The organism is Rhizobium sp. SU303 (assembly GCF_021052345.1).
In the GTDB taxonomy this organism is placed as follows: Bacteria; Pseudomonadota; Alphaproteobacteria; order Rhizobiales; family Rhizobiaceae; genus Rhizobium; species Rhizobium laguerreae.
This window is the reverse complement of record NZ_CP088096.1, coordinates 271614-285103: the sequence shown is the minus strand read 5'-3', so window position 1 is coordinate 285103 and position 13490 is coordinate 271614. Positions and strand designations below refer to the sequence as shown.

Genomic DNA, 13490 nt, shown 5'->3' with positions numbered 1-13490 from the left:
CGACGTCTTTGTTTTTACGCATGTCGTTGTCGCAAAACCGCTGCACACTTTTGCGCGACATGCTTAGCCGACGGAGATCGCCATCCCGTCGCGTTGCGGATCGGCCGCGCCTTTCGAGATGCCGCCGTCAATCTTGATCGCGTGGACTGCGGCGAACGCATATGTCTGCGGCGACCGCGCCACCTGGTAGCCCTGCGCCCGCAACTCGTCTTCGACAGAGTGTCGAATGCGATTGCAGATGTCGATCGTGTTTGACACCCCTACGATCCTCGGCGCCGAGACGGCTTCGAGCACGGACATGTCGAAATCGATCATGTTCATCAGGCATTGCGCAACGGCGGGCGCGATATAGCTGCCGCCTGGCGCTCCGATGACGATGCTGGGCTCGTCGCCCCTGAAGACGATCGTCGGTGCCGCCGAGCTGGGACGCCGCTTGCCGGGCGCGATGGAGCCGGGCTTGCCCGGAAGCGGATTAAAGCGGCTCATCGTGCCATTGTACATGAAGCCGAGGCTGTCGGTGATCGCGCCCGAGGGACTGCCGAGGGTGTGGGTCATCGCGACGGCATTGCCGTCCTTGTCGATCACCGAGATGTGGGTGGTGTCGCGCTGCGAGCTATCAAGACGCGAAACACTGGCGATCTCGCCCGCCTTGATCGCGCGGGCATGGGCCTTTGCATGCTCTTTCGACAGCAGCTTCTCATAGGGCACGTCGACATAGGCGGGATCGCCCATATGCGCGTCCTTGTCGATCGTCATCCGCTTCATCGCTTCGAACAGGATGCGGACATGATCGGCGCTGCCATGCTGCAGCGAGCCGACATCGAACTGCTCCATGATATGCAGGAGTTCCAGCATCGGGAAGCCCGAGCCTGGTGGAGGCGAGGTGGCGATGCGGTGGTCGCGGTAGTCGCCCCAAACCGGCTCTACCTTCGACAATTCGTAACGCGCCAGATCCTGCTGATCGATCAAGCCGCCATTTGCCTTGAAATCGCTGGCGATCTGTTCGGCCAGTTCGCCGTGATAGAAAATGTCCGAGCCACCGCTTCGCGCGATGCGTTCGAGGGTCTCTGCCATGTCCGTGTTGACGAGCAGGTCGCCGACATTCTTGAGCGTGCCGTCATCGTGGAAATAGGTTCTCCGGCCCGTTGCAGAAAATCGCAGCTTGTCGAGCGTGTTGGCAAAACCGTCATTCGACTGGTCCTTGGCCCAATACCAATGCATATGGTTTCGGATCATGAAACCGTTACGGGCAAGGCGGATAGCCGGCTTGATGAGATCGGCCCAATCGAAGGTGCCGTAGTCGCGCAGCGCGGTCTCATAGCCCTTGAGCGAGCCGGGGGTGCAGACGGCAAGATAGCCGATATCGGAAATATTGCCTTCAAGCACATAGCCGAAGCCGTCGCGGCTCTGGTGCTTGATCTTGTCGAGCCACATGTCCGGCGCAGCCTTCAACGGCGCGCGCGCATAAAATTCGAGGACCTCGTGCACGCCCTTTTTCGGCATGTAGACATGCATGGAGCCGAAGCCGCCGATGCCGGCCATCTGCGGGTCAACCACGCCCTGGACGAAAGCACAGGCGAGTGCTGCGTCGATGGCATTACCGCCGCGTTCGAGAACTTCCGCGCCGGCTTCGACGGCCTCCGGCTGAGGCGCTACGATCGTTGCATTTCTCATTTCGCGCGCCGCTCCTCCAGCACCTTTGCCAGGAAGGCCTTGACGTGACCGAGAACCTTCATCCGGTCGTGAGAGACGCCCGGAACACGATCGAACGTCACATCGACACCTGCTTCGCGGAATGAACTCGCCAAGGCGGCAAGGCGCTCGGGCCGCGTTTTACCGGCGTCGTTTGCGCCATCCATATAGTATTTTCCACCCGGCTTATGGGTGATTTCCCAGGTCTCCAGGTCGGCATCGCCGACGATCATATGCACCGGCACCGTGGCGAGATCTTCGGGCCGGAAGGACTTGCCGAAGCGCGTCTCCAGATCCCGAATGCCGACCCACCAGTCACGCGTCGGATCCAGAAGGGTGACGGAACCCGGTGCGCCGATCGATGCCGCCCAGAGCTTTTCCGGATACAGGATTGCGAAACGGTGCACGAAGTGCCCGCCGCCGGAGAAGCCAAAGATGGCGAATTTGGACCAATCCTGGCGGTATTTGTCGGCCATCTCCGCGACCATGGCGAGGACGACCTGATCGTAGCGGATGTCGCCTTCCTCAAGAAACTTGTAGCCGGAACGCGCACCATCGCCGAGAACGCCAACCGGGAAGATCGGGCAAAGGATGGCACAGTCGTTGTAGAGCCCGAATTCGGCAAAACCGTCGCGAAAGTCGATGGCCGACGTGCGCCCGGTGCCGTGGACCGCGACCAGGAGGTCGAGCTTGCGGCCATCTGCCGCCGTCGGCGGCACATAAAGCACCATATGAAGGCGGGGATCGGCCTGAGAGGCGAAGATGGCCGTCTGGCCATAGTCATAGATGGCCTTCGCCCGGGCGACGGCTTCGCCCGTTCCAAGTTCCTGCATGAATGTCTCCTGGGAGATGAAGAAAGGGCGGCCTCGGCGGCCCCATGCTGCTGTTTTAAACCGCGCCGCATCGATTGGATCGATGCGGCGCACTTCAAATCTTTATTTGTCCCAAAACCGCTGCACGCTTTTGGACGAGATGCATTAGTCCGCCGGCTTCACGTCATAAGCGAGCGTATATTTGTCGCCGCGCGGGGTGTAGGACACGGTCTTCTTTGCACCCAGCACGACGTTTTCGTAATGCATTGGGAGGAGCCAGAGGTTGTTGAACGTCTCGGTCGACAGCTCCTCGAGAAGGGGCGCGCGTGCAGCTTCATCGAGTGTCGAACTCGCCTTGGCCAGTACCTCGTCGATCTTCGGATCGGACACGCCGCCGCCGTTATATCTGCCGGTCCCCTTTTTCTCGTCGCGCGTCGCGACGAGCGCGACAGTCGGATTGGTGGTTTCGCCGGTGTTCACACCCCAGGAGCCGAAATAGGTGCTGTACGTGCCCTTTGAATAGGCTTCCGAATACATCGACCAGGGCAGGACCTCGACTTTCGATTTGATCCCGATGCGCGTGAACATCTGGCCGACCGCCTGCAGAACTTCGGCATCCTTGACGTAACGGCCAGAGGGACCGTGCAGGGTCAGGCTGAAGCCATCCGGATAACCGGCCTCGGCCAGAAGCGCCTTGGCGGCGGCGGGATCATAACCCACCTTCTCGACTTTTTCGGAATAGCCCGCATAGCCTTGGGTGACGAATTGATCGGCCACCGTGCCGTTCTTCTGCATGACGCGGTCGACGATTGCCGGCCGGTTGATCGACATCAGCATTGCGCGACGCACCCGTTCATCCTTGAGCGGGTTCCTGTCGAGATCGGAACCATCCGCAGCCTTCACGAAAGGCGAAACATCGCGGCTGACATCGAGGCCAAGATAAACGAAGCGGGAAGACAGGCCGTTGATGACTTGCAGATTATCGCTCGCTTCCACGCGCGCCATTCCATCGGCAGGAAGGGTTTCGACAATGTCGATCTCGTTGGAAAGAAGCGATGCCAGGCGGGCGCCGTCATCGGGCAGGAAGCGGAGCGTGACGTTCGACCAGTGCGAGGGGCCAGCGAAATAGCCGTCATTGCGCTTCAAGGTCAGGTTGCTGCCTGGCGAATAGGAGACGAAGGAATATGCCCCGGTTCCGACTGCACACTTGCCGTTGTCGAAATCCTGGACCGGCGCCTCCTTGCAATCGGCGCTGATAATGCGAATTCGGCTGACGGAATTCAGCAGGATCGGATCCGGAACCTTGGTCTCGACGACGATGGTATAGGGATCCGTGGCGGTGACATTGACAATATTGCGGGTGTAAGAAGCAAAGCTCTGGCTGGGCTTGTCGCGGGCACGCAGAAGCGAAGCGATGACGTCATCGGCGTTGAACTCGCTGCCGTCATGGAATTTCACGCCCTTCCGCAGCTTGAATTCCCAGTGGGTCGGGTCGACGACCTTCCATTCGGTGGCGAGTTCCGGCGCATTTGCCGACGTTCCCGTGAGGTTTATGAGGCTGTCCCAGATATGGCGCGAGGTCGCATTGTTTGGCGCCGAACTGTCTTCATGGGGATCCAGCGTCGTCGGCGTCGTCGACATCCCGATCGTCAGCGGGGTTTCCTGTGCGGCGACCATTGCAGGAATAGCGATCGTTCCGAGCAGCCCGATCGCTGCCCGCGTCAATATTTTTGCGGCCATTTCTTCCATCCCGGTTTAGCGTTTTTGGGCCGACCTTGCTTGGTCGGTACGAGCGGGTTCCCGTCCACTCTTGACACAAATTGGTAAGGGGGCCTCAAGGGGGCTGTCAAACGGAAAACAAGCGCGTTACGATAGGCGTAACTTGAAACTATGCCAATCCTTCAGCCTTTGTCGCGGAGAAAATTCTGGTCCCATGGACAAAAGACAACCATCAAAAAGCGATATTGTGCAATCTGTTGATGTCTGCATCGACGTATTGCTGAATGTCGCCAAAAATCCGGATATCAGACTGACCGAGGTGGCGCAGAACCTCGGGGAAACCAAGCCGAGAATTTTGCGCATGTTACGCACACTGGAACGGCGTGGCCTAGTGCGGAAGAGCGATACGGGCACTTACCGGCTGGGGACGACTGCGATCATTCTCGGGACCGCTGCCTCGACACAGGTTGATCTGGTGCGAATAGCCAATCCTATTCTTGAAGAAGTCGGCCAGAAGGCGAACGAAACGACCCAGCTCAGGATCATCGACAATGGCGAATCCCTGTGCATTGCAAAGTTCGAACCGATGCGCGACTTGCGGGTTCAGGCGATGATCGGTCGAAGGCGGCCGCTCACGGCCGGCTCGTACAAGGTGCTTCTCGCCTATCTCCACCCCCAGGTGCAGGCGCAAATGATCCCCGAGACTTTGCCGCGGCTGACCAAGCGCACGATCACGGATCGTGGCAAGCTGGTTGCTGAATTGGATAAAATCCGCCGCCAGGGATTTTGTGTGAGTTATGGTGAAGTGAGCGAGCAACTCGTATCCGTCTCAGTGCCGGTTTTGGCATTCGACGGATCCGTGATCGCCGCGGTGAATGTCGGCGCCCCGGCCTTCCGCACGCAAAAAAGCGACGTCGACCGCTTCATCGTTCTGCTGAAGGAGGCCTCCAGCAAGATATCGGCCCGGCTGGGATGGTAGAGCTTTTCGTTCTGCGCCATATCGGACCTTGTCTCTTCGGTTCGACGCCCATCAAGGCGAGCCAACGCAGGTTGTTTCGTGCCAAGCCCGCTCTTTGAGCTAGGGGAAAAGATCGGGGAGTTCGGAGCGTGCAATGCGTCGCAACCTGACCGCTTCCGCCATATCTATCGAGCGATAGGGAAATCGCAAACGGGTGCCTACGGGTCCCCAATTGCCGATCGCACTCAAAAGTTTGTCGAGAGCGGCGTTCGAATAGCCAAATTCCTGGCGAAAGGGGACGATATGCGCGTCCATAAACGTGCAGATGCGTCGCTCCAGATCGAGTGCCGCGTCGATCTCGTTTCGCATCGAGACCGTCCAGGTCTGAGCGCCGCGGGGACTAAGGCAGGCGACATTGGAAAAGGAGCCTGCTGCCACACCTTCCTTGGTGCCGGTTGCGAGATGATGGCCGGGGACGAAGAGCGAAAGCCCGGACAGATGCCGGCGTGCCTCGGCATACCAGGAGGCGTCGCCATCGGCGAGCTTGATGCCGATCACCTCAGGGACTGCTGCGCAGACCATGCCGAGCTCCCTTGGTGCCAGCACGCGTTTTGCATGCGGCGGATTATAGAGGATGAGCGGAATGCCGTCGGCAGTCTCGGCCGCTCGTTTCAGGAAGTCGACCGCTTCGGCATCGTTGAGCGGCCACCAGTCGGGCAATATGACCTGAATGGCGCGGGGATCGAGCGCGGCGGCGCGGCGGACGCGATTGAGCATGATCAGCGGGTCGGGCTGGCAGGCGCCGATGACGAATGGCGTTGAAGATGCCTTGCAGCGTTCGGCCAGCATTGCCTGGATGCTGTCAAACTCCGCCTCCGTCTGATTGTGGAATTCGCCGGCAGTGCCGTTCGAATAGATACCATCGACGCCGGCATCGATGAGGATGTCGATCTCTTCACCAAGCTTGTCGAATTCGATGCTGTCATCGGCTGCGATCGGCAGAAGCAGGCTCGCCCAATTTCCGCCGATGGCAGGACGCGGCGTCTTCGCATTCATCTCTTGTTTCTCCGATGGATGACGGATCAGTTGAGGTCGTCGCGGATGCAGGCCTTGAAGTGGCCGGGAGCGATTTCCCGCAATTGCGGAACGGCGCCAGCACAGGCCTCGAGCGCGCTCGGACAGCGCGTGCGAAAAACACATCCGCTCGGCGGATTGGCCGGACTTGGAATATCGCCTTTCAGGATCTGCCTGTTGCGGCGGGCATCCGGATCGGGCGACGGAATCGCCGACAGAAGCGCGCGCGTATAGGGATGCTGCGGTCTCGCATAGAGATCTGCACTCGGCGCGATTTCCATAATGCGGCCGAGATAGAGCACGATCACCCGGTCGCAGATATATTCGACGACGGCCAGGTCATGCGAGATGAACAGCATGGTCAGGCCAAGCTGCTGCTGCAGGTCGCGCAGCAGGTTGATCACTTGCGCCTGGATCGACACGTCGAGCGCTGAGACCGGCTCGTCGGCGACGATGAATTCCGGCGATAAGGTCAACGCACGGGCAATCCCGATGCGCTGGCGCTGGCCACCGGAAAATTCATGGGCATATCGATTGATCGCATCGGCGGGCAGGTCGACCTTTGCCAAGGAGGACCGTGCCCGTTCGAGCCTGTCACGGGCGGTGCCGATCCCCTGTATCTTCAGGCCTTCCGTCAGGATCTCGCCGATCGTCATGCGCGGCGACAGACTGGCGAAGGGGTCCTGGAAAATATACTGCATGCGCGGCCGTTGCCGTCTGAGCGCGGAGGCGGACAGCGCTGTGAGTTCTGTGCCGTCGAAACGGACGCTGCCTGACGACGGTTCGACGAGGCGAAGGACGGAACGCCCGATCGTGGTCTTTCCGCTGCCGGATTCGCCGACAAGCCCGACGACTTCACCCTTGCCGATATCGAAGGAGATCCCTTCAAGAATGTTCAGCCGCGTGCCACGGGAGGTATAATGTTTCGAAAGGTCGCGGACGGAGAGCAGCGGTGCGCTCATCTAGATCTCCTGCCATCTGATGCAGCGGCTTCGGTGCTGCGGATTGACCTGTTCGAGCGCGGGAACGGCAGCGCGACAGGCATCGATCGCGAATTTGCAGCGCGGGGAAAAGGCGCAGCCGCTCGGCATGTTCATCAGGCTCGGGACCATGCCGGGAATGGCCGCGAGCTTTTCGCCCGCCAACTTCATCCGCGCCGCATCGCCAAGGCGCGGCATGGAGGCAAGAAGGCCCATCGTGTAGGGGTGCTTGGGATTGCGGAAAACCTCGCCGACCGGCCCTTCTTCGACGATCCGGCCAGCATACATCACAGCGACGCGATGGGCGATTTCGGCGACGACGCCGAGATTGTGGGTGACAAAGAGCATGGCCATGCCGCGCTCGCGCTGCAGTTTGAGGAGCAGGTCGAGAATCTGCGCCTGGATCGTCACGTCGAGCGCCGTTGTCGGCTCGTCGGCGATCAGCAGCGCCGGATCGCAGGCGAGCGCCATGGCGATCGTCGCGCGCTGGCGCATGCCGCCCGAGAGTTCGTGCGGATATTGGCCGGCGCGGCGTCGAGCGTCCGGTATGCCGACGCTTTCAAGCAGCGCGACGGCTGCGTTCATCGCCGCCTTGCGGTCCGCACCACGGTGGATGCGGATCGGCTCGCCAATCTGGTCTCCGATGGTGAAGACGGGATTGAGGCTCGACATCGGCTCCTGGAATATCATGCCGATGTCATCGCCCCTGATCCTGCGCATGCTCTCGTCGTCGAGGGCGACGAGATCGAGGACCACGCCGTTGCCCGTCGCAAGGCGGATGCTGCCTGCAGCGATCACGCCGATGTTGCGGGTGAGCAGCCGCATGACCGATAGGCTGGTGACCGACTTGCCGGAGCCGGATTCGCCCACGAGCGCAAGCGTCTCGCCGGCGGCAACGGTCAGGTCGATATTGTTGACCGCCGTGATCTCGCCGCCGCGGATGCGGAAGATCGTTCGCAATCCCCTGATGTCGAGTACGGGTTCGGCGGTCTGTTCCATCAGCTGGCTCAGTTCAGCAGGCCGGTTGCACGCAGGATCTCATCGATCCGCGCGGTTTCGGCTTCGTTGAGGGAGGCACGCGGTCGCGGCATGACGGCGGAATCGATGATGCCGAGGCTGCGCATGGCGGTCTTGAAGGCGCCGATGCCGGCTGCGCCGCCGCTGACACGGCCCTGCGCGACCCAGACGATTTCGAACAGGCGGCAGAGACGCTCCTGTTCCTTCTTCGCGGCGACCCAGTCGCCGCGCTGGGCAGCATCCCAAAGCCGGACATAGCCGTGTGGATCGACATTGGCGATGCCGGGAACGACGCCATGGGCGCCCATCAGCAGGGCGGTGTCGACGACGATCTCGGAGCCGGTCATCAGGAAGACGTCCTTGTGTTCGGCAAGATCGAGGAGTGCATAGCGGAAATTGCCGTCGTCGCCGCTGGAATCCTTGAGGCCGATAATGGCGCCTTCCCTGGCGAGCGTGACCACGGTCTGGCGCTGCAGCTTGACGTGAACGCAGACAGGAATGTCGTAGGCGACCAGCGGAACATCCACCGCGTCGCGGATATAACGGAAGTGATCGAGGATCTCGGACTGGCTGGTGACCGTATAGAATGGGGCCGTCACCACGATCGCATCGGCGCCGGCGGCCTTTGCGACCTTCGCATGGGTGATGACGCGATCCGTGGTCGGATCGATGACGCCGACAATCAGCGGCACGCGGCCATTCACCACCTTGGCCGAATGTTCGATGATTTCCCGCCGGGTCTTTTCGTCATGGAAGATCACCTCGCTCGTCGAGCCGAGCACGAATACGCCATGGCAGCCGGCATCCATCAGATGCTCGAGCACGCGTGTATAGGATGGGTAATCGACGGAGAGATCCGGATTGAGCGGTGTTACGACGGGAGGGACGACACCCTTGAATTTGGTCATTTTCGCTTCTTTCGATTGTCAGTTCAGTTCGGCACGCGGGTCGAAGGCATCTCTGAGGCCATCGCCAATGAAGTTGATCGCCAGGACGGCAAGGATCAGCGCGGCGCCGGGGAAGAGCCATTGCCACGGATATTGTTCGAGCACGGCGGTTGAGCGGGCCGCGTTCAGCATGTTGCCCCAGCTTGCCGCCGGCGGGGCGATGCCGAGACCGAGAAAGGACAGCCCCGCCTCGAGCAGGATGGCATTGGCGATCTGCAGCGTTGCATAGACCACGAGGATATCGATCGAGTTCGGCAGGCCGTGGCGAAAGAGCAGATGTCCGATGCCGGCGCCCATGCCGCGGGCGGCCAGGACGAAGTCGCGTTCACGCAATTCCAGCAGCCGCGAGCGGATCATGCGCGCAAGCAGCGGCCAAGAGAGCAGCGAGATGACCAGCACCGTCGGCCAGATGCCGGTGCCGGCAATCGAGGCGAGCACAAGCAGGAAGATGACGGGCGGCAGGGTCATCACCAGATCGACGAAGCGCATCGAGACGGTGTCCGTCCAACGTCCTGCAAGCGCCGAGATTGCCCCGAAAAGAAACCCGATGACCGCAGAGAGCGCGGTTGATGCGACGGCGACCAGCAGTGATATCCGGCCGCCCTCGAGCACACGGGCGAAGACGTCGCGGCCGACACCATCGGCTCCGAACCAGTGCGTTGCCGTCGGGCCGCTATTCATGGCCAGAAGATCGATGTCGTTCGGCCGGAAAGCCCACCATAGCGGATAGGAGAGGATCAGCAGCAGCATCGGAATGGCAATGCAGACGCCGGCAACGGCTGCGCGATTGAGCAGAAACCGGCTGAAGGCGCGGGCAAGTGGACCGGGGCTCCGGCGTTCGGAAGAGCGTGCCAGCATGGTCAGCCCACCTTGATTCGCGGGTCGACGACCGCATAGGTGATATCGGTCAGAAGATTGACGACGATAACGCACGCGCCGATGACGAGCGTCGCCCCCATGATGACGGGGTAGTCGCGGGTCTGCACGGCATCGACGAGCAAAAGCCCCATGCCCGGCCAGTTGAAGACGCTCTCGATGAAGATGGCGCCGCCGATCGCAAGCCCGATGGTGGAGCCGATCAGCGTCACGATCGGAAGAAGCGCGTTGCGCAAGGCATGCTTGGTGATGACCCAGAACTCGCGAACGCCCTTGGCGCGGGCCGTGCGCACGTAATCCTGGTTCAGGACTTCGAGCAGCGAAGCGCGCATGTAACGCATGATCAATGCGGCTTGCGCGACAGACAGAAGTGCCGCCGGCAGGATCAGATGGTGGAGGAGATCGCCCACCGAGAATTCCTCGCCCGGCGTCAGCATGCCGCCGGATGGCATCCAGTGCAGGCGAACGGAGAAAATATAAAGGCCGATCAGCGCGCTGAGGAAGGCCGGGCTCGAAATGCCGGCAAGCGCAACCACCGACAAGGAGAGATCGGCAAGCGAATTGCGTCGGACGGCGCCGATCACCCCGAAGGTGATGCCGGCGACGATGGCGAAGGCAAGTGCGGTGCCCATCAAGAGCACTGTCGGGCCGATCCGTGACAGCACTAAACCCAGAACCGGCTGATCGAGACGCTTGATCGAATAGCCGAGATTGCCGGTCAGCGCCTGCTGCAGCCAGCCCAGATACTGCACGGGCAAGGGCTGATCGAGGCCGAGGCTTCGGCGCAGATCGGCAAGGTCTGACGGCGACATCGGCAGGTTCGGATCGATATAGGCATCGATCGGATCGCCGGGTGTCAGGCGCAGCAGCAGGAAGATCAGCATGCTCAGGGCGACGAGCATGCCTATTCCTATGATCAGGCGTCTGAGACTGTATTGGAGCATCGGCAATCCGTCTTATCGGGCTGTCTTGTCAGGCCGTCTTGTCAGGGTGGCCGAGGCCACCCTCGAGGCTTTCCCGGAAAACGCCTATTCGGCGATCGACCATTTCTGCGGATTGGCCTGGTAGGGGCCGCCGCCCGGCGCCGGCGTCCAGACGAAATCCTTCACCTTGGTCGAGACGATGCCGTAGCGGTTTGCCACCCAGAGCGTCGCCCAGGGCAGGTTGGTATTCATCACCTTGCAGACGTCCTGGTAGGCGGCATCCCGCTTGGCGCTATCAGGCTCGGCCAAGGCACTATCGAGCGCCTTAGTGAGGTCAGGCATGCGAACCCTGGCGACATTCGGTCCGGCGGGAGGGATCTGCTTCTCGTTGAGGCCGACATTGATGCTTCCGGCATCCGGCCCATTCTGCAACCCGGCGTAAACCAGCTGGAACTGGGCAATATCCGGCGTCGCATTGAGCACGATGCTGTTATAGGTCGGGGCATCGACAGCGCGCGGGACGATGTTGATGCCGACCTGGGCAAGCATCGCCTGGACTGCTGCAAGCACGTTGGTCGCAAGCGGCGTGGTGTAATAGGTCAGAAGGGTGATCGGCTTGCCGCCATTGATCTGGTCCCAGCCGGCTTCCGTCAGCAGTTGCTTGGCCTTCTCGGGATCATAGGCATAGCTGTCGATATCAGGGGGTATCAGCTGTTCGGCGACATAGGCGCAATTGGCAGGCTTGGCCGCGCCGCCATAGAGGCTCTGGATGATGGCATCGCGATTGACCGCGTACATTACCGCCTGGCGGACGCGTACGTCCTTCCAGAGCGGGGAATCGTGGTTGAAGCCGAGATAGTTGACGACGAAAGAGTTGCCTTCGATGACCTTAAAGTCCTTGTTGTCCTTGAAGGTCGGCACGTCGTTGGAATCGACATAGGTGAACTGGATTTCGCCGGATCTCAGCGCCGCGATCGCTGCGGCCGGGTTGGCGAAATAGCGATTGATGACGCGTTCCAGTGCGGGTTTGCCATCGCGATAATCGGTGTTTGCGGCAAGTTCGACATATTGATCCGAGACGTATTTGGTGAATTTGAACGGACCGGTGCCAATCGGGGCCGTGGACCACCAGGTGTTCTTCGCCAGTTGGTCGGCCGGAATCGAGGAGAGCGCATGCTCGGGCAGCATCATCACCTTGGTCATCGTGTCGGGAAAACTGCTGCTGGGGGCGCTGAGCTTGATGACAACAGTGTGATCGTCCGGTGTCTCGACCGACGATATGCCCTTTAACCGGGCAGCGAGCACCGAGCCTGTTTTCGCATCCATCGCAAGGCCCATGGTGAACTTTGCGTCCTTGGCGGTGAACGGTTTGCCGTCATGCCATTTGGCGTCTGCCAGCTTGAACGTGTAGGTCATCTGGTCCGGGCTGACCTCATAGGAGCTTGCCAGCGCGCCGACGACCTTCTGCAGCTTCTCGTCATAGATGATAAGCGGTTCGTAATAGACGCTGAGCCAGGTGAAGCCGGCGGTCGCGGCGAGCGGGTTGAAGTTGCCCTGGAAGCCTCCGGGGCCGACATCGAAGCCGCCCGACAGCGTGGCTGCCTGGGCCTCAGCTGCAACGCCCGAAACGACAAGAGCCGGAACGGCAGCCGTCGACAGCAGGGCGCCAAGCGCAATGACGGATAATCTAGACAGTCTTTTCATGTGTTCCTCCCACGTTTGAACTTGTCTTGTTGTTGGCAATCACCCGGGCAATGCCTTCGTAGTGACGATCCAGGCGTCTGCGCGCCTCCTCCAGATCTTTTGCCTCGATCGCATCGACGATCGCGGCATGGTCGCGCCACGTCGCCATCGGATCGGCATTTTCAAGATTGACGAAATCCGATGCCTTGTAGAAGGCGAGCCAGAAGACATCGATCAGCCGCACCAGCGTTTCATTGTCCTGGCAGCGAAACAGCAGTCGATGGAACAGCTGGTCGTCTTCCGCAAAGGTTTCGCCCCGCTCGGCATGGGCGCGCATCCGATTGACGGTGGCGCGCAGCTCGGCGATGTCCTCCTCGCCGATCACGTCGATCGTCTTGCCGATCAATCCCACTTCCAGCGTACGCCGGATTTCGAGGACCTCCTCGATCTGCCGCAGGGCACCGCCGAGGCCGTAAGCGAGGTTGTCGAGAAGCGGCTCGAAGGAAAAGGCCTTCACGAAGATGCCGACGCCGCGCCGCGTCTCCAGCACGCCGAGCGATTCCAACGCCTTGATGCCTTCCCTCAGCGAATTGCGGCTGACACAGAGCTGGGTGGCGAGCTCTCCTTCCGCCGGAAGCAGGGTTCCGGGCGCAAGACCATTGTCATCGATATAGGCGCGCAGACTTTCCTGCACGGAGACATGCAACAGCGGCGCGCGCGTCAGCGGCTTCATCGATTTCAATGTCATGCCCCGGTCACTTTCCCGCATCGTCGATTAGATGGATGTTACATATCGACTTGTAGGATAT

Annotated in this window: 12 protein-coding genes; 1 reads left to right on the top strand and 11 read right to left on the bottom strand. The window is 60.8% G+C overall.

The window, feature by feature from the left end:
- Positions 1-63: 63 nt before the first annotated feature.
- The 3 genes from ggt to RlegSU303_RS25895 all read right to left on the bottom strand — a co-directional run bounded on the left by ggt (position 64) and on the right by RlegSU303_RS25895 (position 4244).
- A complete protein-coding gene (gene ggt / locus RlegSU303_RS25905) occupies positions 64-1674 on the bottom strand; it encodes a gamma-glutamyltransferase (protein ID WP_131627168.1) in 1611 nt (536 codons plus the stop codon).
- Positions 1671-2525 (bottom strand): hydrolase, encoded by an 855-nt coding sequence (locus tag RlegSU303_RS25900; protein ID WP_027664459.1) that lies wholly within the window; start codon positions 2523-2525, stop codon positions 1671-1673. The genes ggt and RlegSU303_RS25900 overlap by 4 nt, the downstream gene beginning before the upstream one ends.
- A 144-nt stretch (positions 2526-2669) precedes the next feature.
- Positions 2670-4244, bottom strand: coding sequence for an ABC transporter substrate-binding protein (locus tag RlegSU303_RS25895; RefSeq protein ID WP_131718399.1), 1575 nt, complete (start codon positions 4242-4244; stop codon positions 2670-2672).
- 193 nt (positions 4245-4437) lie between these two features.
- Between RlegSU303_RS25895 and RlegSU303_RS25890 the strand changes: the two genes are divergently transcribed.
- Complete coding sequence (locus RlegSU303_RS25890; RefSeq protein WP_017957366.1) at positions 4438-5202, top strand: IclR family transcriptional regulator; 765 nt, start codon at positions 4438-4440, stop codon at positions 5200-5202.
- A 99-nt stretch (positions 5203-5301) separates the two neighbouring features.
- Here RlegSU303_RS25890 and RlegSU303_RS25885 read toward each other — a convergent pair whose 3' ends face one another.
- The 8 genes from RlegSU303_RS25885 to RlegSU303_RS25850 form a co-directional block, all read right to left on the bottom strand.
- On the bottom strand, positions 5302-6237 hold the full coding sequence (locus RlegSU303_RS25885; protein ID WP_131627172.1) for a dihydrodipicolinate synthase family protein: 936 nt from the start codon (positions 6235-6237) through the stop codon (positions 5302-5304).
- 26 nt (positions 6238-6263) lie between these two features.
- Positions 6264-7217, bottom strand: coding sequence for an ABC transporter ATP-binding protein (locus tag RlegSU303_RS25880; RefSeq protein ID WP_131718400.1), 954 nt, complete (start codon positions 7215-7217; stop codon positions 6264-6266).
- The gene (locus tag RlegSU303_RS25875; RefSeq protein ID WP_131627174.1) at positions 7218-8234 is read right to left on the bottom strand and encodes an ABC transporter ATP-binding protein; all 1017 of its coding nucleotides are present in this window, start codon (positions 8232-8234) and stop codon (positions 7218-7220) included.
- Positions 8235-8242: 8 nt separating this feature from the next.
- A complete protein-coding gene (locus RlegSU303_RS25870) occupies positions 8243-9160 on the bottom strand; it encodes a dihydrodipicolinate synthase family protein (protein WP_131627176.1) in 918 nt (305 codons plus the stop codon).
- A gap of 18 nt (positions 9161-9178) precedes the next feature.
- Complete coding sequence (locus RlegSU303_RS25865) at positions 9179-10057, bottom strand: ABC transporter permease (protein ID WP_131627178.1); 879 nt, start codon at positions 10055-10057, stop codon at positions 9179-9181.
- Positions 10058-10059: 2 nt separating this feature from the next.
- Positions 10060-11019 (bottom strand): ABC transporter permease, encoded by a 960-nt coding sequence (locus tag RlegSU303_RS25860; protein ID WP_026158310.1) that lies wholly within the window; start codon positions 11017-11019, stop codon positions 10060-10062.
- A gap of 84 nt (positions 11020-11103) precedes the next feature.
- Entirely contained in the window at positions 11104-12702 is a 1599-nt protein-coding gene (locus RlegSU303_RS25855; RefSeq protein ID WP_131627180.1) for an ABC transporter substrate-binding protein, read from the bottom strand.
- Positions 12686-13429 (bottom strand): FadR/GntR family transcriptional regulator, encoded by a 744-nt coding sequence (locus RlegSU303_RS25850; protein ID WP_094088036.1) that lies wholly within the window; start codon positions 13427-13429, stop codon positions 12686-12688. The genes RlegSU303_RS25855 and RlegSU303_RS25850 overlap by 17 nt, the downstream gene beginning before the upstream one ends.
- Positions 13430-13490: the final 61 nt, after the last annotated feature.

Excerpts from the sequence above, each read along its gene's own strand:
- ggt (WP_131627168.1), bottom strand. The coding sequence starts at position 1,674 with ATGAGAAATGCAACGATCGTAGCGCCTCAGCCGGAGGCCGTCGAAGCC.
- RlegSU303_RS25900 (WP_027664459.1), bottom strand. The coding sequence starts at position 2,525 with ATGCAGGAACTTGGAACGGGCGAAGCCGTCGCCCGGGCGAAGGCCATC.
- RlegSU303_RS25895 (WP_131718399.1), bottom strand. The coding sequence starts at position 4,244 with ATGGCCGCAAAAATATTGACGCGGGCAGCGATCGGGCTGCTCGGAACG.
- RlegSU303_RS25890 (WP_017957366.1), top strand. The coding sequence starts at position 4,438 with ATGGACAAAAGACAACCATCAAAAAGCGATATTGTGCAATCTGTTGAT.
- RlegSU303_RS25885 (WP_131627172.1), bottom strand. The coding sequence starts at position 6,237 with ATGAATGCGAAGACGCCGCGTCCTGCCATCGGCGGAAATTGGGCGAGC.
- RlegSU303_RS25880 (WP_131718400.1), bottom strand. The coding sequence starts at position 7,217 with ATGAGCGCACCGCTGCTCTCCGTCCGCGACCTTTCGAAACATTATACC.
- RlegSU303_RS25875 (WP_131627174.1), bottom strand. The coding sequence starts at position 8,234 with ATGGAACAGACCGCCGAACCCGTACTCGACATCAGGGGATTGCGAACG.
- RlegSU303_RS25870 (WP_131627176.1), bottom strand. The coding sequence starts at position 9,160 with ATGACCAAATTCAAGGGTGTCGTCCCTCCCGTCGTAACACCGCTCAAT.
- RlegSU303_RS25865 (WP_131627178.1), bottom strand. The coding sequence starts at position 10,057 with ATGCTGGCACGCTCTTCCGAACGCCGGAGCCCCGGTCCACTTGCCCGC.
- RlegSU303_RS25860 (WP_026158310.1), bottom strand. The coding sequence starts at position 11,019 with ATGCTCCAATACAGTCTCAGACGCCTGATCATAGGAATAGGCATGCTC.
- RlegSU303_RS25855 (WP_131627180.1), bottom strand. The coding sequence starts at position 12,702 with ATGAAAAGACTGTCTAGATTATCCGTCATTGCGCTTGGCGCCCTGCTG.
- RlegSU303_RS25850 (WP_094088036.1), bottom strand. The coding sequence starts at position 13,429 with ATGACATTGAAATCGATGAAGCCGCTGACGCGCGCGCCGCTGTTGCAT.